At 65.9% G+C, this 20678-nt stretch carries 14 protein-coding genes; 11 read left to right on the forward strand and 3 right to left on the reverse strand.

Translation table 11 applies throughout. The features are described 5' to 3' along the window. The first annotated feature begins 1 nt into the window (after position 1). Positions 2 to 757: an SDR family NAD(P)-dependent oxidoreductase gene (locus AC1DJW_RS12350; protein WP_390283380.1), complete on the forward strand. Its 756-nt coding sequence runs from the start codon at positions 2 to 4 to the stop codon at positions 755 to 757. 113 nt (positions 758 to 870) lie between these two features. On the opposite strand, the gene AC1DJW_RS12355 is transcribed toward AC1DJW_RS12350, so the two are convergent. Further along, a complete protein-coding gene (locus AC1DJW_RS12355) occupies positions 871 to 1506 on the reverse strand; it encodes a TetR/AcrR family transcriptional regulator (protein ID WP_476901541.1) in 636 nt (211 codons plus the stop codon). 185 nt (positions 1507 to 1691) lie between these two features. Between AC1DJW_RS12355 and AC1DJW_RS12360 the strand changes: the two genes are divergently transcribed. From AC1DJW_RS12360 to AC1DJW_RS12400, 9 genes are all read left to right on the forward strand, one after another. Further along, the gene (locus AC1DJW_RS12360) at positions 1692 to 3215 is read left to right on the forward strand and encodes an ABC transporter substrate-binding protein (RefSeq protein WP_059388462.1); all 1524 of its coding nucleotides are present in this window, start codon (positions 1692 to 1694) and stop codon (positions 3213 to 3215) included. 84 nt (positions 3216 to 3299) lie between these two features. Further along, positions 3300 to 4241, forward strand: coding sequence for an ABC transporter permease (locus AC1DJW_RS12365; protein WP_459342161.1), 942 nt, complete (start codon positions 3300 to 3302; stop codon positions 4239 to 4241). Continuing rightward, the gene (locus AC1DJW_RS12370) at positions 4238 to 6088 is read left to right on the forward strand and encodes a dipeptide/oligopeptide/nickel ABC transporter permease/ATP-binding protein (protein ID WP_476901542.1); all 1851 of its coding nucleotides are present in this window, start codon (positions 4238 to 4240) and stop codon (positions 6086 to 6088) included. Before AC1DJW_RS12365 ends, AC1DJW_RS12370 begins: the two co-directional genes overlap by 4 nt. Next, positions 6085 to 6945 carry an ATP-binding cassette domain-containing protein gene (locus tag AC1DJW_RS12375; RefSeq protein WP_269994194.1) on the forward strand — a complete coding sequence of 287 codons (861 nt, stop codon included), beginning with the start codon at positions 6085 to 6087 and terminating at the stop codon, positions 6943 to 6945. The genes AC1DJW_RS12370 and AC1DJW_RS12375 overlap by 4 nt, the downstream gene beginning before the upstream one ends. Before the next feature lie 52 nt (positions 6946 to 6997). Then, complete coding sequence (locus tag AC1DJW_RS12380; protein WP_476901543.1) at positions 6998 to 8434, forward strand: GH1 family beta-glucosidase; 1437 nt, start codon at positions 6998 to 7000, stop codon at positions 8432 to 8434. Positions 8435 to 8475: 41 nt separating this feature from the next. Then, positions 8476 to 10992, forward strand: coding sequence for a beta-glucosidase (locus AC1DJW_RS12385; RefSeq protein WP_476901570.1), 2517 nt, complete (start codon positions 8476 to 8478; stop codon positions 10990 to 10992). Then, entirely contained in the window at positions 10989 to 12500 is a 1512-nt protein-coding gene (locus AC1DJW_RS12390; protein WP_476901544.1) for a glycoside hydrolase family 43 protein, read from the forward strand. Before AC1DJW_RS12385 ends, AC1DJW_RS12390 begins: the two co-directional genes overlap by 4 nt. A 45-nt stretch (positions 12501 to 12545) precedes the next feature. Beyond that, positions 12546 to 15464, forward strand: a complete 2919-nt coding sequence (locus AC1DJW_RS12395) for a family 78 glycoside hydrolase catalytic domain (protein ID WP_476901545.1) — start codon at positions 12546 to 12548, stop codon at positions 15462 to 15464. Positions 15465 to 15493: 29 nt separating this feature from the next. Further along, on the forward strand, positions 15494 to 17266 hold the full coding sequence (locus AC1DJW_RS12400) for a DUF5605 domain-containing protein (RefSeq protein ID WP_476901546.1): 1773 nt from the start codon (positions 15494 to 15496) through the stop codon (positions 17264 to 17266). Between the two features lie 129 nt (positions 17267 to 17395). Here the strand turns inward: AC1DJW_RS12400 and hutG are convergent, their stop codons facing one another. Continuing rightward, positions 17396 to 18361 carry a formimidoylglutamase gene (hutG, locus tag AC1DJW_RS12405; RefSeq protein WP_476901547.1) on the reverse strand — a complete coding sequence of 322 codons (966 nt, stop codon included), beginning with the start codon at positions 18359 to 18361 and terminating at the stop codon, positions 17396 to 17398. A gap of 74 nt (positions 18362 to 18435) precedes the next feature. Beyond that, entirely contained in the window at positions 18436 to 19878 is a 1443-nt protein-coding gene (locus AC1DJW_RS12410) for an NCS2 family permease (RefSeq protein ID WP_284754700.1), read from the reverse strand. A gap of 114 nt (positions 19879 to 19992) precedes the next feature. Here AC1DJW_RS12410 and AC1DJW_RS12415 point away from each other — a divergent pair, with 114 nt between their 5' ends. After that, entirely contained in the window at positions 19993 to 20673 is a 681-nt protein-coding gene (locus AC1DJW_RS12415) for a copper resistance CopC family protein (RefSeq protein WP_476901548.1), read from the forward strand. The last annotated feature ends 5 nt before the right edge of the window (positions 20674 to 20678 follow it).

Genomic DNA, 20678 nt, shown 5'->3' on the forward strand with positions numbered 1-20678 from the left:
AATGAGTAAACGGCTGGACGGCAAGACCGCCCTTGTCACGGGAGCAGGCTCCGGCATCGGACTGGCGGTGGCCCAGCGCTTCGTTGCCGAGGGCGCCCGGGTGTATTTCGCCGACATCAACCTGGAAGCCGCCGAGAAGGCTGCCGCTGTCACGGGATCAGCCCTCGCACAGGCTTTGCGCATGGATATCTCGGACGAAGCAAGCGTGTCTGCGGCCTACGCTGCTGTGGCGGAAGGAGGAGCGCTCGACGTCGTCGTGGCCAATGCCGGGGTGCAGTTGTTCGGGCAAGACGCCCGCGTGGGGGACCTGGACCTGGCGGTCTGGGAGAAGACCGTCGCGATCAACCAGCGCGGGGCCTTCCTGACCCTCAAGCACGCAGTCCGGGCCATGGAAGGCCGTGGCGGATCGATCATTTGTACCGGCAGTCCCACCGCGGTGGTGGCCTGCGGGCAGACCTTCACCGCGTATACGAGTTCCAAGGCCGGGGTGCATGGCTTGGCGCGGGTCGTGGCGGCGGACTATGCCGCAGCCGGCATCCGGGTCAACACCGTGGTGCCGGGCTACACCGAGACCCCGCTTGTTCGGACCATCGCGGACGATCCCGTGAGCCGTGCCGGGCTGGTGGACTCCACGATGCTGGGCCGGCCCGGAACCGCGGCCGACGTCGAAGGCATCATGGTGTTCCTCGCCAGCGACGACTCCGCGTACGCCACTGGCGGGCTGTTCACCGTGGACGGCGGCCTGACGGCGCTGTGACGCGAGGCACCCGCCTTAGCCGGAGCCCCGCCGCCCCGCCTTACCCAACTAACTCGCAGTTGTTGTCGTTTAGAGGGCTCAAAACGACAACAAATGCGAGCTAGTTGGGTGGGTTAGAAGCTTTCTGTCGTGACGGCGTTCAAGTAGGCCGCGACTTCGGAGGGCATGTCCACGGAATCGTTGTCGAGAAGCCATTGGACCTGCAATCCGTCCATGAGCGCGATCAATTGGCGTGCGGCTGCGGTGGGCACGATGCCCGGCCGTAGCTTGCCCTCGTTTGCCATATGCGAGAAGGCATCGCTCAGCAAGTGGCGTACCCGCTCGTACCGGTCAAGGAAGTACTGGTGGGCCGGGTGCTCGGGGTCGGTGGCTTCCGCGGACAGTACGCAGTACAGGGCCACGAGGCCTGGGATGGTGGTGTTGTGCCGGGAAAGATCCACCATGGCATGCATCAGGTCCGCACCCTTGGCATCCAAGGCTCCGGTGTAGACTGCGGACTCGTCGTCGCGGAAGGTCAAGAGCGCCTCAAGCAAGGCTTCCTTGCTCGGAAAGTGGTGCAGGAGCCCGGCTTGGGTCAGGCCCACTTTGTCCGCCACGTCCTTCAGCGAGCCTGAGCGGTAGCCCGAGGATGAAAAGACGTCGAAAGCGGCCTTCAGGATTTCCTGCCTCCGCGCCTCCGTCTTGGCATAAGTGCCGCGGCGCCCTCGACGCACCGTTTCGGGCGGGGTGCCGCCCACAGTCTCTTTCATGAATCCACCCTAACAACGTCGATTTTTAATAAGTCCATCAATTGGTCAACCGCTGTGCGCATCGTCACATTTCATAACGATTCAAAAAGTTCGTCAAAAACCTAGTGGTCGCTAGGTTTTTGATGTTACGGTCTTTCCCAATGGCCGTCCATGGTGGACGCCACTGATCGTGAAAGGGACCAAAGATGTTCCGATCCAAGCGAATGGCCGCAGTCATTGCGGCTGTTGCCCTGGGGCTCACTGCTTGTGGTGGTGGCGGAGCCGCCGCCCCCCAGGACCAGTCCTCCCAAACCCTGACCCTGGGCGCGCTGTTGGCGCCCAAGACCTTCGCTGCAAACCAGTCCGAGTTCGCCAACCTCTCGCCGTTCTACCAGGCCGTGTACGACACTTTGATCCGGATGAAGCCGGATGGCTCGCTCGTGCCGATGCTGGCCAAAGACTGGAAGTACAACGCGGACAAGACCGTCCTGACACTCACCCTGCGTGATGACGTCAAGTTCACCGACGGCACCCCCTTCAACGCCGACGCCGCGAAGCAAAACCTTGAACGCTTCAAGGCAGGAACGTCTCCGGATGCACAGTTCATGGCGGCACTGAAGACTGCCAAAGCCGTGGACGCAACCACGCTGGAACTGACCCTGTCCGCCCCGGACCCGGCGTTCCTGAACTACCTGTCCAAGGACGCGTCCTTCATGCAGAGCCCGGCGTCCTTCGGCAACGCCGACATCGCCACCAAGCCCGTAGGCTCCGGTCCGTATGTGCTGGATACCGCAGCCACCGTGACCGGCACGTCCTACAGCTACCACCGCAACCCGAATTACTGGGACAAGAGCCTGGTGCACTACGACAACCTGGTCCTCAACGTCTACGGCGACCAGACCTCCCTGCTGAACGCCATCAAGTCCGGGCAGCTCAACGCCGCCAACACCGCTGACAACAACACCCTCACGGAGATCCAGGCTGCCGGTTACAAGGTCAACCCACTCCAGCTCAACTGGGCAGGGCTCATCCTGTTTGACCGGGCCGGTACCACCAACCCCGCGCTCAAGGACGTCCGCGTCCGCCAGGCACTCAACTACGCCTTCGACACCAAGGCGATGCTGCAGTCAATCGGCCAGGGCTATGGCGAGCTGACCACCCAGGTGTTCCCGCCGTCGTCGGCTGCCTATGACAAGTCCCTGGACTCCCGCTACGCCTACAACCCCGCCAAGGCCAAGGAACTGCTTGCCCAGGCCGGATACGCCAGCGGGCTGACCTTGAAGCTGCCGTCCTCGGCGCTCATGGGCAACACCCTCCCGGCTCTGATCACCCAGCAGCTCAAGGATGTCGGCATCACGGCTGAGTTCACGGACACCGGCAACAACTTCATCGCCGACCTCCTGGCGCCGAAGTATGGCGTGAGCTACATGATCCTGGAGCAGCAGTCCGACTGGCAGCTGATCAACATGAAGATCGCTCCCGGTGCCCCGTGGAACCCGTACAAGTACGAGGACCCGAAAGTGGACGAGCTGATCAACAAGATCCACGTCGGTTCTACGGATGAGCAGACGGCCGCCGCTAAGGAACTGAACAAGTACATCGTGGAGCAAGCATGGTTCGCTCCGTGGTACCGCCCGCAGTCCAGCTTCGTCACCGATGCCAAGACCAAGGTCGAGGTCCAGACGGGTAACGCCTACCCGTTCATCTGGTCCTTCTCTCCCGCCTCCTAGCGGACAGCTGCCGGGACCGGACCACTTGCTGACACAAGCGGCCCGGTCCCGGCGGCCCCAGGAACCTTCCCTTAAGGAACTTTGATGTACCGTTTCGTGCTGCGCCGCCTGCTTTCGGGCGTCCTCCTGCTGTTCGTCATTACAACGGTCGCCTACTTGCTGCTGTACGCGGGTGGCGGCGATATCGCCCGCCGCATCGTGGGCCCCACAGCCAGCCAGGCCCAGGTGACACTGAAGGCCTCCCAGCTAGGACTGAACCGCCCGCTCGTGGTCCAGTACTGGGATTGGCTCACCCACGCCCTCACTGGCGACCTTGGACGCTCGTGGTTCAACGGCCAGCTGGTCAGCACCGGCGTCACCAGCCGGGTGTCCGTGACCCTCTCGCTGGTGTTGGGCGCCACCATCATCGCGGCGGTGATCTCCGTGGTCATCGCTGTCCTGGCCGCAGTGCGCCGGGGCTGGGTGGACCGTGTGGTCCAGTTCGTGGGCGTTCTGGGCTTCGCGATTCCCGGCTTCCTGATCGCTTTGGGACTCGTGTCCCTGTTCGCCTTGAACCTCAAGTGGTTCAAGGCCACCGGTTATGTACCGATTACGACGTCGTTCGGCGGTTGGGCGGCCACGGTCACCTTGCCGATCATCGCCCTTTCGATCGGCTGCGTCGCCTCGGTGGTCCAGCAGGTCCGGGGATCCCTGATCGATGCCCTCCGCCAAGACTATGTCCGCACGCTCCGGGCCCGCGGCCTCTCCTTCAACCGGGTGGTGTACAGGCATGTACTGCGCAACGCCGGCGGTCCTGCCCTGGCAGTCCTCGCGGTCCAGTTCATCGGCCTGCTCGGCGGTGCCGTGATCGTTGAACAGATCTTCGCCCTGCCCGGCCTCGGGCAGATCGCCGTTGCCGCCACCAGCCAGGGGGACATCCCGGTGGTGATGGGCGTCGTCGTCGCCACCGCCGCCATCGTGGTGATCGTCAACCTCATCATCGACCTCGCCCAAGGCTGGCTCAACCCGAAAGTTCGGCTGTCATGATCGACACTTCCATCGCGTTGCCCACCCAGGCAGCCAAAGTCTCCTTGTTCCGCAAGCTCCTCACGAACCCCACCGGCGCCGTATCCATGCTGGTCCTCGCGATCGTGGCCTTGGCCGCGGTGCTTGCACCTGTGCTCGCAACGCATGACCCCGGCCTGGCCAGCCTGCAGTCGGTCCTGGCCAAGTCCAGCCCGGACCACGTGCTGGGAGCGGACAGTGCCGGGCGCGACGTCTTCAGCCGACTGCTCTTCGCGGGGCAGTTCAGCCTGGCCGGGGCGCTGTTGGCGCTCGTGGTCGCCGTCGCGATCGGCGTCACGGGCGGCCTGGTCGCCGGATACTACGGCGGCTGGTTCGATTCGGCGTCCTCCTGGCTCACCGGCCTGCTCATGGCAATGCCCGGCATTGTCATCCTGTTGGCCGCACGGGCCGTCGTCGGACCCTCGATGTGGCTGTCCATGATGATCTTCGGCGTCCTGCTTTCCCCGGCCTACTTCCGCCTGGTGTACGCCTGCGTGACGGCGGTGCGCAACGAACTGTACGTCGACGCGGCGCGGGTCTCCGGGCTCAGCGACTTCCGGATCATCGGCCGCCACATCCTCACCGTGGTGCGCGCGCCCGTCATCATCCAGTCCGCCATGGTCCTTGGCATCGCCATCGCCATCCAGGCCGGCTTGGAATTCCTTGGCCTGGGCGATCTGAACATCCCCACGTGGGGGAGCATGCTCAACGACGGCTTCATCAACCTCTACAAGGCACCCACCCTGGTGTTGTGGCCAAGCCTCGTCCTCGGCGTCGTCTGCATCGCACTGACCCTGCTGGCCAATGCGATGCGCGACGAACTCGAGCGCAGCCGCGGGCCGGTAAAGCGCCGCCGCAAGGGGGCCGCCGTCGCCGATTCCGCAGAAGCTGCCGCCAAGCGCGGCGAGCCTGCCGTGGTGCATCCCGAAACACCCGCCGGTGCACGCACTGCTAGCGCCGGTGAGGTCCTTCTGGAGGTCACCGACCTGGGCGTCGGCTACGATCAGCCCGACGGTTCCACCACCGATGTGGTGAACCATGTGGGCCTCACGGTCCGCCGCGGAGAGGTTCATGGCCTGGTGGGCGAGTCCGGCTCGGGCAAGACCCAGACTGCTTTCTCTATCCTCCGGCTCCTGCCGCAGGGCGGACGCGTCACCGGCGGCTCCATCGTCTTCGACGGCACGGACCTGGCCCGCCTCTCCGAGAAGGAAATGACGAAGGTCCGCGGCAAGCGCATCGCCTACATCCCGCAGGAACCCATGAGTAATCTGGACGCCGCGTTCACGATCGGCAGCCAGCTCATGGAGCCCATGCGGGTATGCCTGGGCATATCCAAAGCGGAGGCACGGAAGCGCGCACTGGCCCTGCTGGCCAAAGTGGGGATTCCCCACCCCGAACGGACCTTCAACGCCTACCCGCACGAGATCTCCGGAGGCATGGCCCAACGGGTGCTGATCGCCGGCGCGGTTTCCTGCGAGCCGGACCTGCTTATCGCGGACGAGCCCACTACGGCATTGGACGTCACCGTGCAGGCCGAAGTGCTTGACCTGCTGCGCGAACTCCAGGACGAGCTGAAAATGGGCGTCATCCTGGTGACCCACAACTTCGGTGTCGTCGCCGATCTGTGCGATCGCGTGACCGTGATGCAGACAGGCCGCGTCGTGGAAACCGGGCCCGTCCGGACCATCTTCAAGGACGCCCGCCACCCTTATACCAAGCAGTTGCTGGAAGCGATCCTTGAGGACGCAGCGCCGCGTGGCCCCCTCACAAGCAATGCACGGCCGAGCAAAGACGGATCCCCCGCCAGCCTGACAGGAGTGAAGCCATGACCGAAACACTGCTCGACGTCCGGGACGTCGTCGTCGAATATCCCCTCAAGGGCTTCCGGAAGGAACCGTTCAAGGCCCTCAAGGGCGTCTCCCTCGACATCCGGCCTGGCGAGACGGTGGGCCTGGTGGGGGAGTCGGGCTCCGGCAAGACCACGCTGGGCCGCGCCGTGCTGGGGCTCGCCCCGGTCACCGGTGGAAGCATCAAATACCGCGGCCAGGAAATCTCCAAAGCCACCCGCGCCCAGCGCAAGGAGCTCAGCCACGAGATCCAGGTGGTGTTCCAGGACCCGTACACCTCACTCAACCCGTCCATGACCATCGAGCAGATCCTCACCGAGCCGCTCACGGTCCGGAAAGTGGAACGCCAGGCCGCCAACAAGCGGGTCGCCGAGCTCCTGGACCAGGTCCGGTTGCCGCACGGCGCCGCCCACCGGCTGCCACGCGAGTTCTCCGGCGGGCAGCGCCAACGCATCGCCATCGCCCGGGCATTGGCACTGGATCCGAAGTTGATCGTGTGCGACGAACCCGTCTCGGCCCTGGACCTCTCCACCCAAGCCACGGTGCTGGACCTTTTCATCGAGATCCAGGAACGCACCGGCGTCGCCTACCTCTTTGTCTCCCACGACCTCGCGGTGGTCCGCCACCTCAGCCACCGCGTAGCCGTGATGTATCACGGCGAAATCGTGGAATGGGGCGACGGCGAGCAAGTCACCGGAGAACCAGAGCATCCCTACACCCAGCGACTCTTCATGGCCGCCCCGGTCCCGGATCCGGACCGGCAAGCCCAACGCCGCGCCGACCGCCTCCGCTTGCTGGACATCCAGCACCAGCAGAACGTCCAAGCCGGCGTGGCCTGACCCGCCGCAAGTCCCACCTTCAGAGCAACACAGACACACGAAAGGCGAGCCCATGACGCAGCCGCCACTGTCCGCGAGCCCGGAACTCTCCCCGGCCGCCGCTTTTCCCGCCGACTTCGCCTGGGGCGTGGCCACCGCGGCCTACCAAATCGAGGGTGCAGTCAACGAGGGCGGACGCGGCCAGAGCATTTGGGACACCTTCTCCCACCAGCCGGGCACCACCATCCACGGTGACAACGGAGACATCGCCTGCGACCACTTCCACCGCTGGGAAGCTGATCTCGACCTCATGGCCGAACTGGGCATCCCGTCCTATCGGCTGTCCTTGTCGTGGTCCCGCCTGCAGCCCACCGGCGTCGGTCCGCTCAACCCCGAGGGCGTGCGCTTCTACCGTGATCTGCTGGCAGGCTGCGTCGCCCGCGGTATCACCCCGTACGTGACGCTCTACCACTGGGACCTGCCGCAAACACTGCAGGACGACGGCGGTTGGCCGGCCCGGCACACGGCCTACCGTTTCGCGGAGTACTCCGGACTCGTGGCCGAGGCCCTCGGCGACCTCGCCGAGCATTGGATCACCATCAACGAGCCGATGTGCGCGGCCTTCCTTGGCCACTCCTGGGGAATGCAGGCCCCGGGCTTCAAGGATGACCGCCTTGCGGTGCGTGCAGCCCATCACTTGCTCCTGGCCCATGGCCTGGCGCTGGCCGAATTCCGTGCCCGCCGCCCCGAGGCCAAAGTGGGCATCACCAATATCATCGGCAACCTCAACCCGGCCAGCGATTCCGAAGCCGACCGCAAGGCTACGGAATACTGGGACGCCGTCAGCAACCGGATCTTCCTGGACCCTGTCTACCGGGGTCGCTACGCGGACGCCACCATCGCAGCCTACGGCCAGTACGGCCTGACCGCCACGGGCCAAGGGGCCTCGGCCGACGACCTCGTCCAGCCCGGCGACCTGGCCATCATCTCTGCACCCGGCGACTTTGCCGGCATCAACCACTACACCAACATGCTGGTTTCCGCGGACGAAGCAGCCCCGGGAGGGGCAAGCTGGACGCATGTGCAGCCTGCGCCGTCGTCGTTCGGTTGGTCCAATACGCCCGCGGCACTCGAGGCGGTACTCAAGCGGGTCGCCGCCGAGTACACCTCCCTTCCGCTGTACGTCACGGAAAACGGCGTCACGTTCCACGACTACGTGGATCCGAACGGCGAGGTCCGCGACCCCGAACGCATCGACTACCTGCGCGGCTACATTTCCGCGGTGGGCGAGGCGATCGCCGACGGCGTGGACGTCCGCGGCTACTTCGCGTGGTCCTTCATGGACAACTTCGAATGGGCCGAAGGCTACGACAAGCGCTTCGGGCTGGTCTACGTGGACTACGGCACCCAGGCCCGCATCCCCAAGTGGAGTGCGTACTGGTACCGGGACATCATTGCCGCCCGGCGCGAAGCCGCCGGGGCCGCAGTCACCACAGGTGCCACCGCATGAGCATCGACACTTCATCCCTCAAGACAGACAAGAAAGCCACCATGGAACTCCTCACCGACCAGACCATCGACCAACGCCTTGAGTCCCTCCTGGCCCAGCTGAGCCTGGAGGAGAAGGTGCGGTTGCTGACGGGCCGGGACTTCTGGACCACCTGGCCGGTGGAGAAGATCGGTCTGCGGCGGATGTTGTTCTCGGACGGGCCGACGGGGGTGCGTGGTGAGGTGTGGGATGAGCGGCAGCCGTCGATGAACTTCCCGTCCGCGACGGCGATCAGCTCGTCCTGGGATCCCGCGATGGCGGACCGTCTGGGGGCTGCGTCGGCGGTCGAGGCCCGCCGCAAGGGCGTCGACGTCGTGCTGGGCCCGACGATCAACCTGCACCGTTCCCCGCTGGGCGGCCGGCATTTCGAGGCGTTCAGCGAGGACCCGGTCCTGACTGCCGAGCTCGCGGCGGCGTATGTGGCCGGGGTGCAGCGCAACGGCGTCGGTGCGACCCCGAAGCATTACGTGGCCAATGATTCGGAGACGGACCGGTTCACGGTGGATGTGAAGGTGGGGGAACGGGCCCTGCGGGAGCTGTATCTGCTGGCGTTCGAGAAGGCCATCGTGGACTCGAAGGCGTGGCTTGTGATGAGCGCGTACAACTCGGTCAACGGCGCCACGGCCACGGAGAACGTGCTGCTTGAGTCGCCGCTGAACACTGAGTGGGGTTTCGACGGCGTGGTGATCAGCGACTGGACCGCGGTGCGCAGCGTGGAAAGCGCGAAGCACTCCCAGGACCTGGTGATGCCGGGTCCGGACGGGCCCTGGGGTTCGGCGCTCGTGCTGGCGGTGAAGTGCGGAACTGTTTCGGAGGCCGCGGTTGACCGGAAGGTGTTGCGGATCCTGCAGCTCGCCGCCCGGGTGGGCGCCTTGGAAGGTTTCGAACCCGTGGCAGCGGAGCCGGTGGACCGGGAGGATCCGGTCGCGTTCGCCCGGGAAGCATCCGTGGCCGGGACCGTGATGGTAAAGAACGACGGCGTGCTGCCGCTGGCTCCCGGCTCTGTCACCAGCGTCGCGGTGATCGGGCACAATGCCCGCCATGCCAGGACCCAGGGCGGCGGGTCCGCGACCGTGGTCCCGGAAAGGATCGTCACCCCGCTGGACGGGATCCGTGAAGCGTTCGGCCCGGAGAACGTCAGCTACAACGTGGGCGCGGTGGTGCAGGAAGGCATCGCCGAACTGCCCCTCGAGCAGCTCGCCAACCCGGTGACCGGCGGCCCTGGGCTGCGGGTACGCTTCTTTGCGTCCACCGGAAAGGAACTCTTCGCGGAGGACCGCCGCTCCACCGCGCTGGTCTGGTTCGGCGGGGACGCCCCCATCGCGGAGTCCTCCATGGTCCAGTTCCACACCCACTACACGCCGGAGGAGACCGGCACCATCCGTCTGGGCTTCTCCACCGTGGGGCATGGGCGGATCTTCGTGGACGGGGTCCTTGCGCATGAGGCATCCATCGAGGCGACGGGCACGGACCTGGGCGCTGCGTTCCTGGCCCCGCCCTCGGCCTCCGTCCCGGTCGCGGCCACGGCGGGCGTTCCGCTGGAAGTGACGGTGGAACTGGACCTCGCCGGGCGCACCGGCGCCCTGGGCAATGCCCTGGCTGTGACCATCGGGCTCGAAGCGGACAACACGGACCCCGAGGCCCTCATCAACGACGCCGTCGAAGCGGCGAAAGCGGCGCATGTCGCCGTCGTCGTGGTCGGTACGAACTCGCGCGTCGAATCCGAAGGCTACGACCGCACCACCCTGGAGCTTCCGGGCCTGCAGGACCGCCTGGTCCATGCCGTCGCGGCGGCCAACCCGCGCACCGTCGTGGTGGTGAACTCCGGGTCCCCGGTGCTGCTGCCCTGGCGTGACGAGGTCGCCGCGACCCTCATCGGGTACTTCGGCGGGCAGGAATTCGGCACCGCCCTCGCCGACATCCTCACCGGCGCGGCCGAACCCGGCGGACGGCTACCGACCACCTGGCCCGCCACCCAGGAGGACGTCCCGGTCATCAACACCACCCCGGACGCGAACGGGGAACTCGCCTATACCGAAGGCATCCACATCGGCTACCGGGCCTGGCTCAAAGCAGGGACGGAACCGGCCTACGAATTCGGGCACGGACTCGGCTACACCGACTGGACCCTCGACGCCGCCGAAGCGCCCGGCACCGACACCTCCGCGATCACGGTGCCCGGCGCCGTCGTGCCCCTGACCGTAACGCTGTCCAACACCGGCAACCGCGCCGGCAAGCAAGTGGTGCAGGTCTATGCCGAACGGCCCGGCTCCGTCGTGGACCGTCCCGTGCGCTGGCTCGTCGCCTCCGCCCCCGTGTGGGCCGAACCCGGCGAAACGCTCACCGCGGCAATCGACGTGCCCACCAGGCTGCTGGCCTACTGGGACAACGGCTGGACGTACGAACCCGGTGGCTACCGCCTCCGCATCGGCACCTCAGTCAGCGATCTGCCGCTCGAAACCGTTCTCACCCTGACCGACGCAACCCAGACCGACTCAAACCAGGACGGTGCTGCATGAACTTCCCTAACCCACTGATTCCGGGCTTCAACCCCGATCCCAGCATCGTCAAGGTCGGCGAGGACTACTACCTCGCGACCTCCACCTTCGAATACCTCCCCGGCATCCCGATCTACCACAGCACCGACCTGGTCAACTGGGACCGGATCGGCCACGTGGTGGACCGGGAAGGGCTGCTCGACTCAACGGACGTGCCGACCCTTGGAGGCGCGTGGGCACCCACAATCCGTTTCCACGACGGCCTCTTCTACGTCGCTGTCACCGACGCGATGGCACGCGGGACCCTGGTGTTCACGGCCGAGAACCCCTCCGGCCCGTGGAGCGACGGACTCGTCATTGAGGGAGCCATCGGCATCGACCAGGACCTTGCCTGGGACGAGGACGGCACCGCCTACATGACGTACTCGGGACTCGACACGGTCACCGGGAACATCGGCGAGCACGGCGGCATCCTCCAGGTCCGCGTGGATTTGGAAGCGGGCAAGGCCGTTGAGGAGCCCCGGAGCGTGTGGTCCGGTACCGGGCTGATGTTCCCCGAAGCACCTCATCTGTACCGGCACGGCGACTACTGGTACCTCATGATCGCCGAGGGTGGCACCGAGCGCGGACACAGCGTCAGCATTGCCCGCGGGACGTCGCCGGCCGGTCCTTTCGAGGGCAACCCGGCCAACCCCATCTTGAGCGCCCGCAGCACCGAGCGTCCCATCCAGAACACCGGCCACGGCGACCTCGTGCAGACGTCCGACGGCGGCTGGGCCATGGTGCTGTTGGGCATGCGGCCCAAGGGCATGACCCGGGCCTTCTCCGCCTTGGGCCGGGAAACCTTCATCACTCCGGTCACGTGGGAGGACGGCTGGCCGGTGGTCGAACCGGTCATCCTCAACCCCCGCCCCGGCAGCGGCAAATTCGAGGACCACTTTGCGGACTCGGAGCTCGACGGCGGCTGGATCGCCGTCCGGCGATTCCCCGGCACGTTCGCCTCCACCGAGAAGAACCCCGGGCGCCTCACCCTGGTCAGCGACGGCACCGGCCTGGATGATCCCCGGCCTTCCTTCCTGGGCCGCCGCCAGCGGTACCAGGTGGAGACCATCTCTGCCCTGGTGGACACCGGATCGTCCGAGGAACCAGGGAACGCCGGCGGCCTCGCCGTCCGTTATGACGAGGCCCACCACTACTCCATCGAACTGAACGGGACCACCCTCACAGCAAGGGCCCGGATCTCTTCGATCGAACAGAGCTGGACGCGACAGGTTCCCGCCGGGCCGCTGGAACTTCGCATCGAAACCCGCCAGCCGGAATCCGGCGCGGGATTCGGGCACCTGAGCTCGGACACCATCGCCCTCCAGGCAGTTGTCGAAGGCGAACTGCTCACTTTGGCCGAACTGGACGGCCGCTACCTCTCGGCGGAAACCGCAGCCTCCTTCACGGGACGCGTTTCCGGCGTCTTCGCGAGCCGCGGCACGGTCACGTTCGACTGGTTCCGTAGCGAAGGCCGCGAACCACACTAGGAACTCCAGCGCCCACCCACCCACCGTTTTCCGAAAGGCCCATCCGTGACATCAACCTCCCTGGCACCGCAGCCAGCAGGTCTCCGCCAGACTTCTGTCAGCCGGTTCAGCGCTGAGTACCGGACTGATACCTCCTTCGTGGCCAATCCGCGGCCGCGGCTCAGCTGGGTCGTCGCCACGGACGGCACAGATTGGCAGCAGGCCCGTGCCGAACTGCGCTTGACCCGCGCGGGCGCTGTCGAGTCGGCAGTGCACGAAGGCCCTGAATCGGTGCTGGTGGAGTGGCCTTTTGCGGCCATCGCCGCCGGGGAGCAGGTGGCAGTCGAGGTGCGGGTCTCGGGGAACGACGGCGGCACAACCGCTTGGAGCGAACCCCTGACTTTGGTGGGGGGTTACCTTGACGGGCCGTGGCAGGCCAAGGCAATCGGGCTGCCCTTCCTTGCCGGAGTGGAGATTCCGCTCGGACAGCCCGGCCAATTGCGGCACGAATTCACGGTGGGCCCGGACTTGGCCAAAGCCACCCTGTTCGCGACTGCGCATGGTGTGTACCAGGCCGAAATCAACGGCTCGGAAGTGGATGACCAGGTTCTGAAACCGGGCTGGACTGCCTACGCCGACCGTCTCAACCACGAAACCACCGACGTCACCGCGCTCCTCCAAGCGGGGGCCAACGCCATTGGTGTGTGGCTCGCGGGAGGCTGGTACACGGAAAAGTACGGTTTCCACGGCTTCGCCAAGCCGATCTACGGCGAGCAACCGGCCGTCAAAGTGGAACTGCATCTCGAATACGCCGACGGCACACGTCAAACCGTGGCCAGCGGACCGGACTGGCGGGGAACCACAGCGGGCCCACTCGTTTCCAGCGGCATCTACGCGGGAGAAGCCTTCGATGCGCGGCGCATCGAGGCCTCCTGGTCATCGCCGGGCTTCGACGATTCGCACTGGCTTCCCGCTTCCTTGGACTCCGGAGCAGTGAATTCCAGGGCTGCGGACTCCAAGTCATGGGTGGAAGCAACTCCCGCCGTGGCGCCTCCGGTCCGTCGGATCGAAGAACTGCCTGTCAGGGAAGTCCTGACCACGCCTTCCGGCGCCACCGTCCTGGACTTCGGCCAGAACCTGGTCGGACGCCTGCGGATCCGGGTCAGCGGCGATGCAGGACATCGGATCACGCTCCGCCACGCTGAGGTCCTGGAGGAAGGTGAACTGTCCCTTCGTCCGCTTCGCCTCGCTGCCGCTACGGACAGCTTCACGCTCGCCGGCGGCGGGGAGGAGGAATGGGAGCCTCGCTTCACGTTCCACGGGTTCCGCTATGCACAAGTAGACAACTGGCCAGGCGAGCTGGACCCGGCGGCGATCACCGCCGTCGTCATCCACAACGACATGCGCCGCACCGGCTGGTTCGAGTGTTCGGACCCGATGCTGAACCGACTGCACGAGAATGCCTTGTGGGGAATGCGCGGCAACTTCCTGGCGCTGCCCACGGACTGCCCGCAACGGGATGAGCGCCTGGGGTGGGCCGGAGACATCCAGGTCTTCAGCCCGACGGCCAGCTACCTCTACGACTCCTTGGGGTTCCTCAGCTCCTGGCTGCAGGATCTCGCCATCGAGCAAAGCCACCGTAATGGCGTGGTGCCCATTGTCGTTCCGGCGGTGCTCGGCATGCTGGAATCGCCGGTGGCCGCCTGGGGTGACGCTGCCACCGTGGTTCCGTGGGTGCTCTATGAACGCTTCGGCGACCGCGGATTGCTGGGCCGGCAGTACCAAAGCATGCGCGATTGGGCCGATGCGTTGCTCCGCGTCCGCGACAGCTCCGGGTTGTGGCAGGGCCAAATGCAGCTGGGCGACTGGCTGGACCCGGCAGCACCGCCGGACAAGCCCGGCGCCGCCCGCACCCATGGAGACATCGTGGCCAGCGCCTACCTTTTCCGTTCCCTCGAGCTCACGGCCAAGGCCGCGGCCGTGCTGGGCGCCGACGACGACCACGGCAAATACTCAACTCTCGCCGAAGACGTGCGCAGCGCGTTCCTCGCCGAATACGTCACGCCCTCCGGCCGCATTGTTTCCGATGCGCAAACGGCCTACTCGCTGGCACTCATGTTCGGGATCAGCACGGATCCCGTTCAGCGCCAGGCACTTGGTGACCGGCTCGCCGAACTCGTTCGGCTGGGCGGCTACAGGATCGCCACCGGCTTCGTCGGCACGCCCCTCATCGCGGACGCCCTCACCGTCACCGGGCACATGGAGGCCGCCGAGCGTTTGCTCACCCAGACCGAATGCCCCTCCTGGCTTTACCCGGTCACCCAGGGCGCCACCACCATCTGGGAACGCTGGGACTCCATCCTGGAGGACGGCACGGTCAACCCCGGCGAAATGACCTCCTTCAACCACTACGCGCTCGGTGCCATTGCCGATTGGATGCACCGGACCGTTGCCGGCCTGGCTCCTGCTGCGCCGGGCTACCGGAAACAGCACATCGCTCCGCGTCCGCTCCGCAGCCTGCAGAATGCCGGCACCTCACACGAGACGCCGTACGGCCTGGCCAGCGTGGCCTGGAAACGTTCCGGCGAGCGGATCCTCGTGGAAGCCGTCGTGCCTCCGGGGACTACCGCCGTCGTTTCCTTGCCGGACGGATCCGAAGAGTTCGAGGTGGGATCCGGCCGGTACTCCTGGGACGTGCCCGACGCCGCTCCTGCCGCGGCGCACGGTGCGGTGTCCCTGGACTCGCCGCTGTCCGCCATCATGGACGATCCCGAGGCATATGCGGCAGTCTGGCAGGCCATCGACGCGCACGATCCCGGCGCGGCCGCCCAATTCCGCAAGGACACCGTGTGGTACCGCCAGACGTCCCTGAACCAGGGGCTGATCTTCACTCCAGCGCCCATCAAGGAAGACATCGGCTCCGCATTGTCTGCACTGAGCGGCACACGCGCTGCCGTCCCGTCCCTTGCTCCACGAGAACACTGACCTGAGAACACTGAACCGAGAAGGCAAAGATGACCACTTTCACCGCTGAAAGCCCCCTGTACTTCGTGATGCGGCACGCCGAAGGCAACCGCATCCTGAGTGAACGCGTCCCCACGCTTGTGAACAGCCCGGCGCTGCACACGCTCTACTTCCACGAGGTGGGCACCATCCTGGGAACCGAGGGCGCCCTGCAGGGGAAGCCCGGGGAAACCGCGGAAATCCTGCGCCTCCTCGGCGAGTTGGAACCCGAGGATCTTGTTGCCCAGCGGGCCGCTGAGGCGGCGGCCGATCTTCCCGCGCCGGCGGGGGAGTATGAGCCGGGCTCGGTGGTGCGCGGCAGCGCAGCGGCGGAGTACCCGACGACGGCGGCCGCTCGGGAGCGCTTCGAGCTCACCCTCGCCGGTCCCTCGCACGGCAACCCGTTCACCGACGTCGAACTCCAGGCCGTGTTCACTTCTCCGTCGGGTGACACGCTCAGTGTGCCCGGTTTCTATGACGGCGACGGGAGCTACAAGGTCCGGCTCCTGATTCCGGGCCCGGGGGAGTGGACGTTCACCACCACCAGCAACGCGCGCTCGCTGGACGGCGTCGCCGGCGCGTTCACGGCCGGCGAGGCGGTTGCCGGGGCGAAGGGCGTGGTCCGGGTGGCCGAAACCTTCCACTTCGCCTACGAAGACGGCACCCCGTACCTGCCCACCGGCACTACGTCCTACGCGTGGACGCACCAGGGCGACGCGCTGGAGAAGCAGACCCTGGATACTTTGGCGGCTAGTCCGTTCAACAAGATGCGCATGTGCGTTTTTCCGAAGTCCTACCTGTTCAACGAGAACGAACCGGAGTTCTACCCCTTCGAAGGATCGCTCGCTGCCGGCTTCGACTATGACCGGCCCAACCCGGAGTTCTACCGGCACCTGGAACACAGGATCGGGCAGTTGGAGGAGCTGGGGATCGAGGCGGACCTGATCCTGTTCCACGCCTACGACCGCTGGGGCTTCTCCACGATGAGCCCGGGCCAGGATGACCGCTACCTGAAATATGTCGTGGCCCGGCTGGCTTCGCACCGGAACATCTGGTGGTCCCTGGCCAACGAGTACGATCTCCTGTTCCGCAAGACCACCGAGGACTGGGAACGCTTCGCGGGCATCGTCCAGGCCAACGATCCCAGCGGGCACCTGCTGTCCATCCACAATTGCCATGCGTTCTATGACTACTCCCGGCCGTGGATCACGCACAGCAGCATTCAGCGCCAGGACGTCCACAAGACGGCCGAATTCACCGGGGAATGGCGGGAGCGCTGGCAGAAACCGGTGGTCATCGACGAATGCGCCTACGAGGGCAACATCGACCAGGGCTGGGGAAACATCACCGGCGAGGAAATGACCCGGCGGTTCTGGGAAGGGGCCGTCCGGGGCGGTTACGTGGGCCACGGCGAAACCTACATGCATTCCCAGGACATCCTCTGGTGGGCCAAGGGTGGCGAATTCCATGGCAGCAGCCCGGAGCGGATCGCCTTCCTGCGCCGCATCCTCGAGGAAACCCCGGGCGGATTCCTCGAGCCGCTGCCCAGCGCCTGGGACGTCCCCACCGCCGGCATCCGGCACGAGTACGAAATCAGCTATTTCGGTTTCAACCAGCCCACGTACCGGAACTTCGTCATGCCCGCCGGCCGCCGCTACGAGGTGGACATCATCGACACCTGGAACATGACCATTGAAACCCTGCCGGACGCAGCAGAAGGACGCTTCCGCTTGGAGCTGCCCGGCCGTCAGTTCATCGCCGTCAGGCTCCGCGCCGTCGGCTGAGCCGGCTTCACGCGCGGCGGCCCGACTGCCGCGCCTCTGCCCAACTAACTAGCACTTAATGTCGTTTTGAGGGCTCATAACGACAACAAATGCGAGCCAGTTGGGTGGCCCGGGCGTTACGGGGAACGCCTACGCCAGCAGCGTGTTCACCAAGCGCGCCGCCACCTTGGCGGTCCGCGAGTCGATATCGAACTCGGGGTTGAGCTCGGCGACGTCCAAGTGCAGCAGCTTGCCGCTCGCGCCAAGCTGCTTGCACACGGCGCTGATGATGGGTAGCGGCACGCCATAGGCCGCCGGCGCGCTCACCCCGGGAGCCACCGACGCCGGCAGCACGTCCAGGTCGATCGTCAGGTACAACACGTCAACGGTGTCCAGGAACTGCGCCACGAAATTGTGCACGGCCTCGGCGGAGCAGTCCTCGTCCAGCAGGTATTTCACGCCCAACCGGTCCGCCGTCTTGAAGAGGGTGCGCGTGTTGTTGGGCTCAGAGATTCCGACGACGGCGTAGTTCAGTTCGCGGCCCTCGGCGGCTTCCGCTCGAGCCATCTGCAGGAACGGCGTGCCCGAGCTCGGCACAGGCTCATCCCGCAGGTCGAAATGCGCGTCCAGGTTCAGGACTCCGAGGCGCTTGCCGCCCCTCACGGCCTCCGAGCCAGCCACGCCCAGGTAGCTGGCGAAAGCAGTTTCGTGCCCGCCGCCAAGCAGCACCGTGAGCTTGCCGGCGTCGAGCAATTCCGAAATCACGCGGCCCGCGCGCTCCTGGCCCGCCTCCAGCGAGCCGTCCTCCACAACGACGTCTCCGGCGTCGAACACGTCCCGGTCCAGGTGGAAAGCCAGCGGACCCAAAGCATGCCGGATCGCCTCCGGGGCGGCCGCCGCGCCAACACGGCCTTTGTTGCGCCGCACGCCCTCGTCACTGCGGAAGCCCACGACGACGGCGGGCCGGGAGCCCGCTCCCGCCGCGCCAGGGGCGGCTGCATCGGGAGTGTGGGGCGCCACGGCCTGCCACCAGCGGCGGTGCTCATCGCCGTCGCCGTCGAATCGGCCGGTCCACGGCATCGGGCGGACATCGGCGATAGCGGGGGAAATCTCCATGATTCAAGCTCAGCGCATGACGGTACCGAAAAACACGGCTTGCACGCCGCGGGTGTCCGGTATTCCGGAAAGGCCTACTTGACGCCCAGGAGTTCCTCGACCGGGCCGATCCCGAAGAACAGCAGGAACGCCGCGGCCACGGCCCACATGAGCGGATGGACTTCGCGGGCCCGGCCCTGGAAGGTGCGGATGAGTGCGAAGGAGATGAACCCTGCGCCCAGGCCGTTGGCGATCGAGTAGGTGAAAGGCATGAGGGACATGGTCAGGAACGCGGGAATGCCAAGGCCCCAGTCCTGCCAGTGGATCTTGCCTACCTGGGACACCATCATGAAACCAACCACCACCAAGGCGGGAGCGACGGCCTCGAACGGGACCAGGTTGATGAGCGGGGTGAAGAACATGGCCACCAGGAACAGCAGGCCGGTCACCACCGAAGCCAGGCCGGTGCGGGCACCTTCGCCGATGCCGGCACCGGATTCCACGAAGATCTGGTTGGAGGACACGGACGAGCCGCCACCGATGATTGCGCCGAGCGCGTCCACCTGCAGGACACGGTCCACGTTGGGGATGTTTCCGTGCTTGTCGATGTTCCCTGCTTCCCTGGCCAAGCCCACCATGGTGCCCATAGCGTCGAAGAAGATGCTGAGCAGGATCACGAATGCCAGAAGCGTGGCGGCGATGATGCCAAGATGCTGGAACGCGCCGAGGGGGTTCGCCTTGCCGATCAGGGACAAGTCCGGAGCGGCCCACTCGGTGAACTTGGGCGCAACCAGGGACCAGCCGCGGGGATTGTAGGTCTTGCCATCGAAACTCGGACCGATGTGCAGGGTGAATTCCAGGATGGCCGCGAGGGCCGTGGAGACGATGATGCCGATCAGGATCGCGCCACGCACCTTGCGGACCACCAATGCGATGGTCAGCACAAGGCCGACGACGAATACCAGGGTGGGCCAGCCAAGCAGCTTCCCGTCGACGCCCAGGCCCAGCGGGACCGTGGTGCCGGCGGCGTCCGGGATTCGGCGCACGAAGCCTGCATTGACCAGGCCGATCAGCGCGATGAAGAGGCCGATGCCCACCACGATCGCGGTTTTCAGTGCCTCAGGTACCGCTTTGAAGACCGCGGTCCGGAAACCCGTGAGCACCAGGATCAGCATGGTCAGGCCCGAAAGCATCACCAGGCCCATCATGTCCGGCCACGTCAGGCCCGGATGTGAGGCGATCGTGACTGCCACGAAGGCGTTGACGCCAAGCCCGGTAGCTATGGCGAAGGGGTGCTTGGCCCAGGCTCCCATGAGGATCGTCAGGATGCCGGCTACGAAGGCCGTGGTGGCGGCGACGGCGGCGAAGCCAAGGGAAGCGCCACTCGAGTCCGCCCCGGAGAGGATCAAAGGATTGAGCACCACGATGTAGCTCATGGCAAAGAACGTCGCGAAGCCGCCTCGGATTTCTCGCGAGTAGTTGGATCCGCGTTCCGAAATCTTGAAGTAGCGGTCGATGGCTGAGCCCTGCTTGAGCATGGAAGTCTCCGGGGATCGGGGAAGTGTGCTCTCAAATCCTATGCCCGCGGCTTCGGCCCTCCCACGAATTCGCCTAGTCTGTAAGGAATCCAACACCAAGGGAGTCATTCGCTCATGCGCCCTATCCGCCAGCTGCTGGCCGTCGTCGTCGCTGCCACAGCGGTTCTTTTCTCTGCCGCCCTGTTCTCGGCGGCACCGGCCTTCGCGCACGACGTCGCCGAGTCAACGTCACCGGCCAACGGCTCAACGGTTGCCAGCGTCCCGGACTCCGTGTCCATCACCTTCAACAACCGGCCGCTCCTGCTCGGCTCACAGATCCGGGTGAACGACGCCTCAGGCCAGAACTGGGCAGATGGTTCCGTCGAGATTGTGGACGCCGTGGTGTCGCAGAAGCTGCGTCCTGGCGCTCCTGCCGGGGTATTTACCGTCATCTGGCGAGTTGTCAGTTCGGATTCACACCCGATCGAAGGCACCTTCACCTTCACCGCCAAAGCAGGAAGTACGACGGCGGGCGGCGGCTCTGCGAGCACGGCACCTTCGGTGGAGGTGCCCACGGCCGGGACTGCGGCGCCGGGTTCGACGACGACGCCCGAGAAGGTGCCCGATGCCTCCCAGCCGTTCCCCTGGAGCATTGTGGTCTTCGCGGTGGTGGCCGCGGGCCTGCTGGTCTTCCTGGGCATCACTGCACGGCGCCGGCTGGCCGGTGCGGATTCCGGGGATGCCGATGATTCCGGTGACTCTGATGCTGCCGGGGACGACGATGCTGCCGGGGACGAGGACTCCAAGGACTCATAGGAGTC

The sequence above is a fragment of the Arthrobacter sp. 05L417 genome, from assembly GCF_056397865.1.

Bases quoted from the DNA above. Each gene is read 5' to 3' on its own strand.
- AC1DJW_RS12350 (WP_390283380.1), top strand. From the start codon at position 2: ATGAGTAAACGGCTGGACGGCAAGACCGCCCTTGTCACGGGAGCAGGC.
- AC1DJW_RS12355 (WP_476901541.1), bottom strand. From the start codon at position 1,506: ATGAAAGAGACTGTGGGCGGCACCCCGCCCGAAACGGTGCGTCGAGGG.
- AC1DJW_RS12360 (WP_059388462.1), top strand. From the start codon at position 1,692: ATGTTCCGATCCAAGCGAATGGCCGCAGTCATTGCGGCTGTTGCCCTG.
- AC1DJW_RS12365 (WP_459342161.1), top strand. From the start codon at position 3,300: ATGTACCGTTTCGTGCTGCGCCGCCTGCTTTCGGGCGTCCTCCTGCTG.
- AC1DJW_RS12370 (WP_476901542.1), top strand. From the start codon at position 4,238: ATGATCGACACTTCCATCGCGTTGCCCACCCAGGCAGCCAAAGTCTCC.
- AC1DJW_RS12375 (WP_269994194.1), top strand. From the start codon at position 6,085: ATGACCGAAACACTGCTCGACGTCCGGGACGTCGTCGTCGAATATCCC.
- AC1DJW_RS12380 (WP_476901543.1), top strand. From the start codon at position 6,998: ATGACGCAGCCGCCACTGTCCGCGAGCCCGGAACTCTCCCCGGCCGCC.
- AC1DJW_RS12385 (WP_476901570.1), top strand. From the start codon at position 8,476: ATGGAACTCCTCACCGACCAGACCATCGACCAACGCCTTGAGTCCCTC.
- AC1DJW_RS12390 (WP_476901544.1), top strand. From the start codon at position 10,989: ATGAACTTCCCTAACCCACTGATTCCGGGCTTCAACCCCGATCCCAGC.
- AC1DJW_RS12400 (WP_476901546.1), top strand. From the start codon at position 15,494: ATGACCACTTTCACCGCTGAAAGCCCCCTGTACTTCGTGATGCGGCAC.
- hutG (WP_476901547.1), bottom strand. From the start codon at position 18,361: ATGGAGATTTCCCCCGCTATCGCCGATGTCCGCCCGATGCCGTGGACC.
- AC1DJW_RS12410 (WP_284754700.1), bottom strand. From the start codon at position 19,878: ATGCTCAAGCAGGGCTCAGCCATCGACCGCTACTTCAAGATTTCGGAA.
- AC1DJW_RS12415 (WP_476901548.1), top strand. From the start codon at position 19,993: ATGCGCCCTATCCGCCAGCTGCTGGCCGTCGTCGTCGCTGCCACAGCG.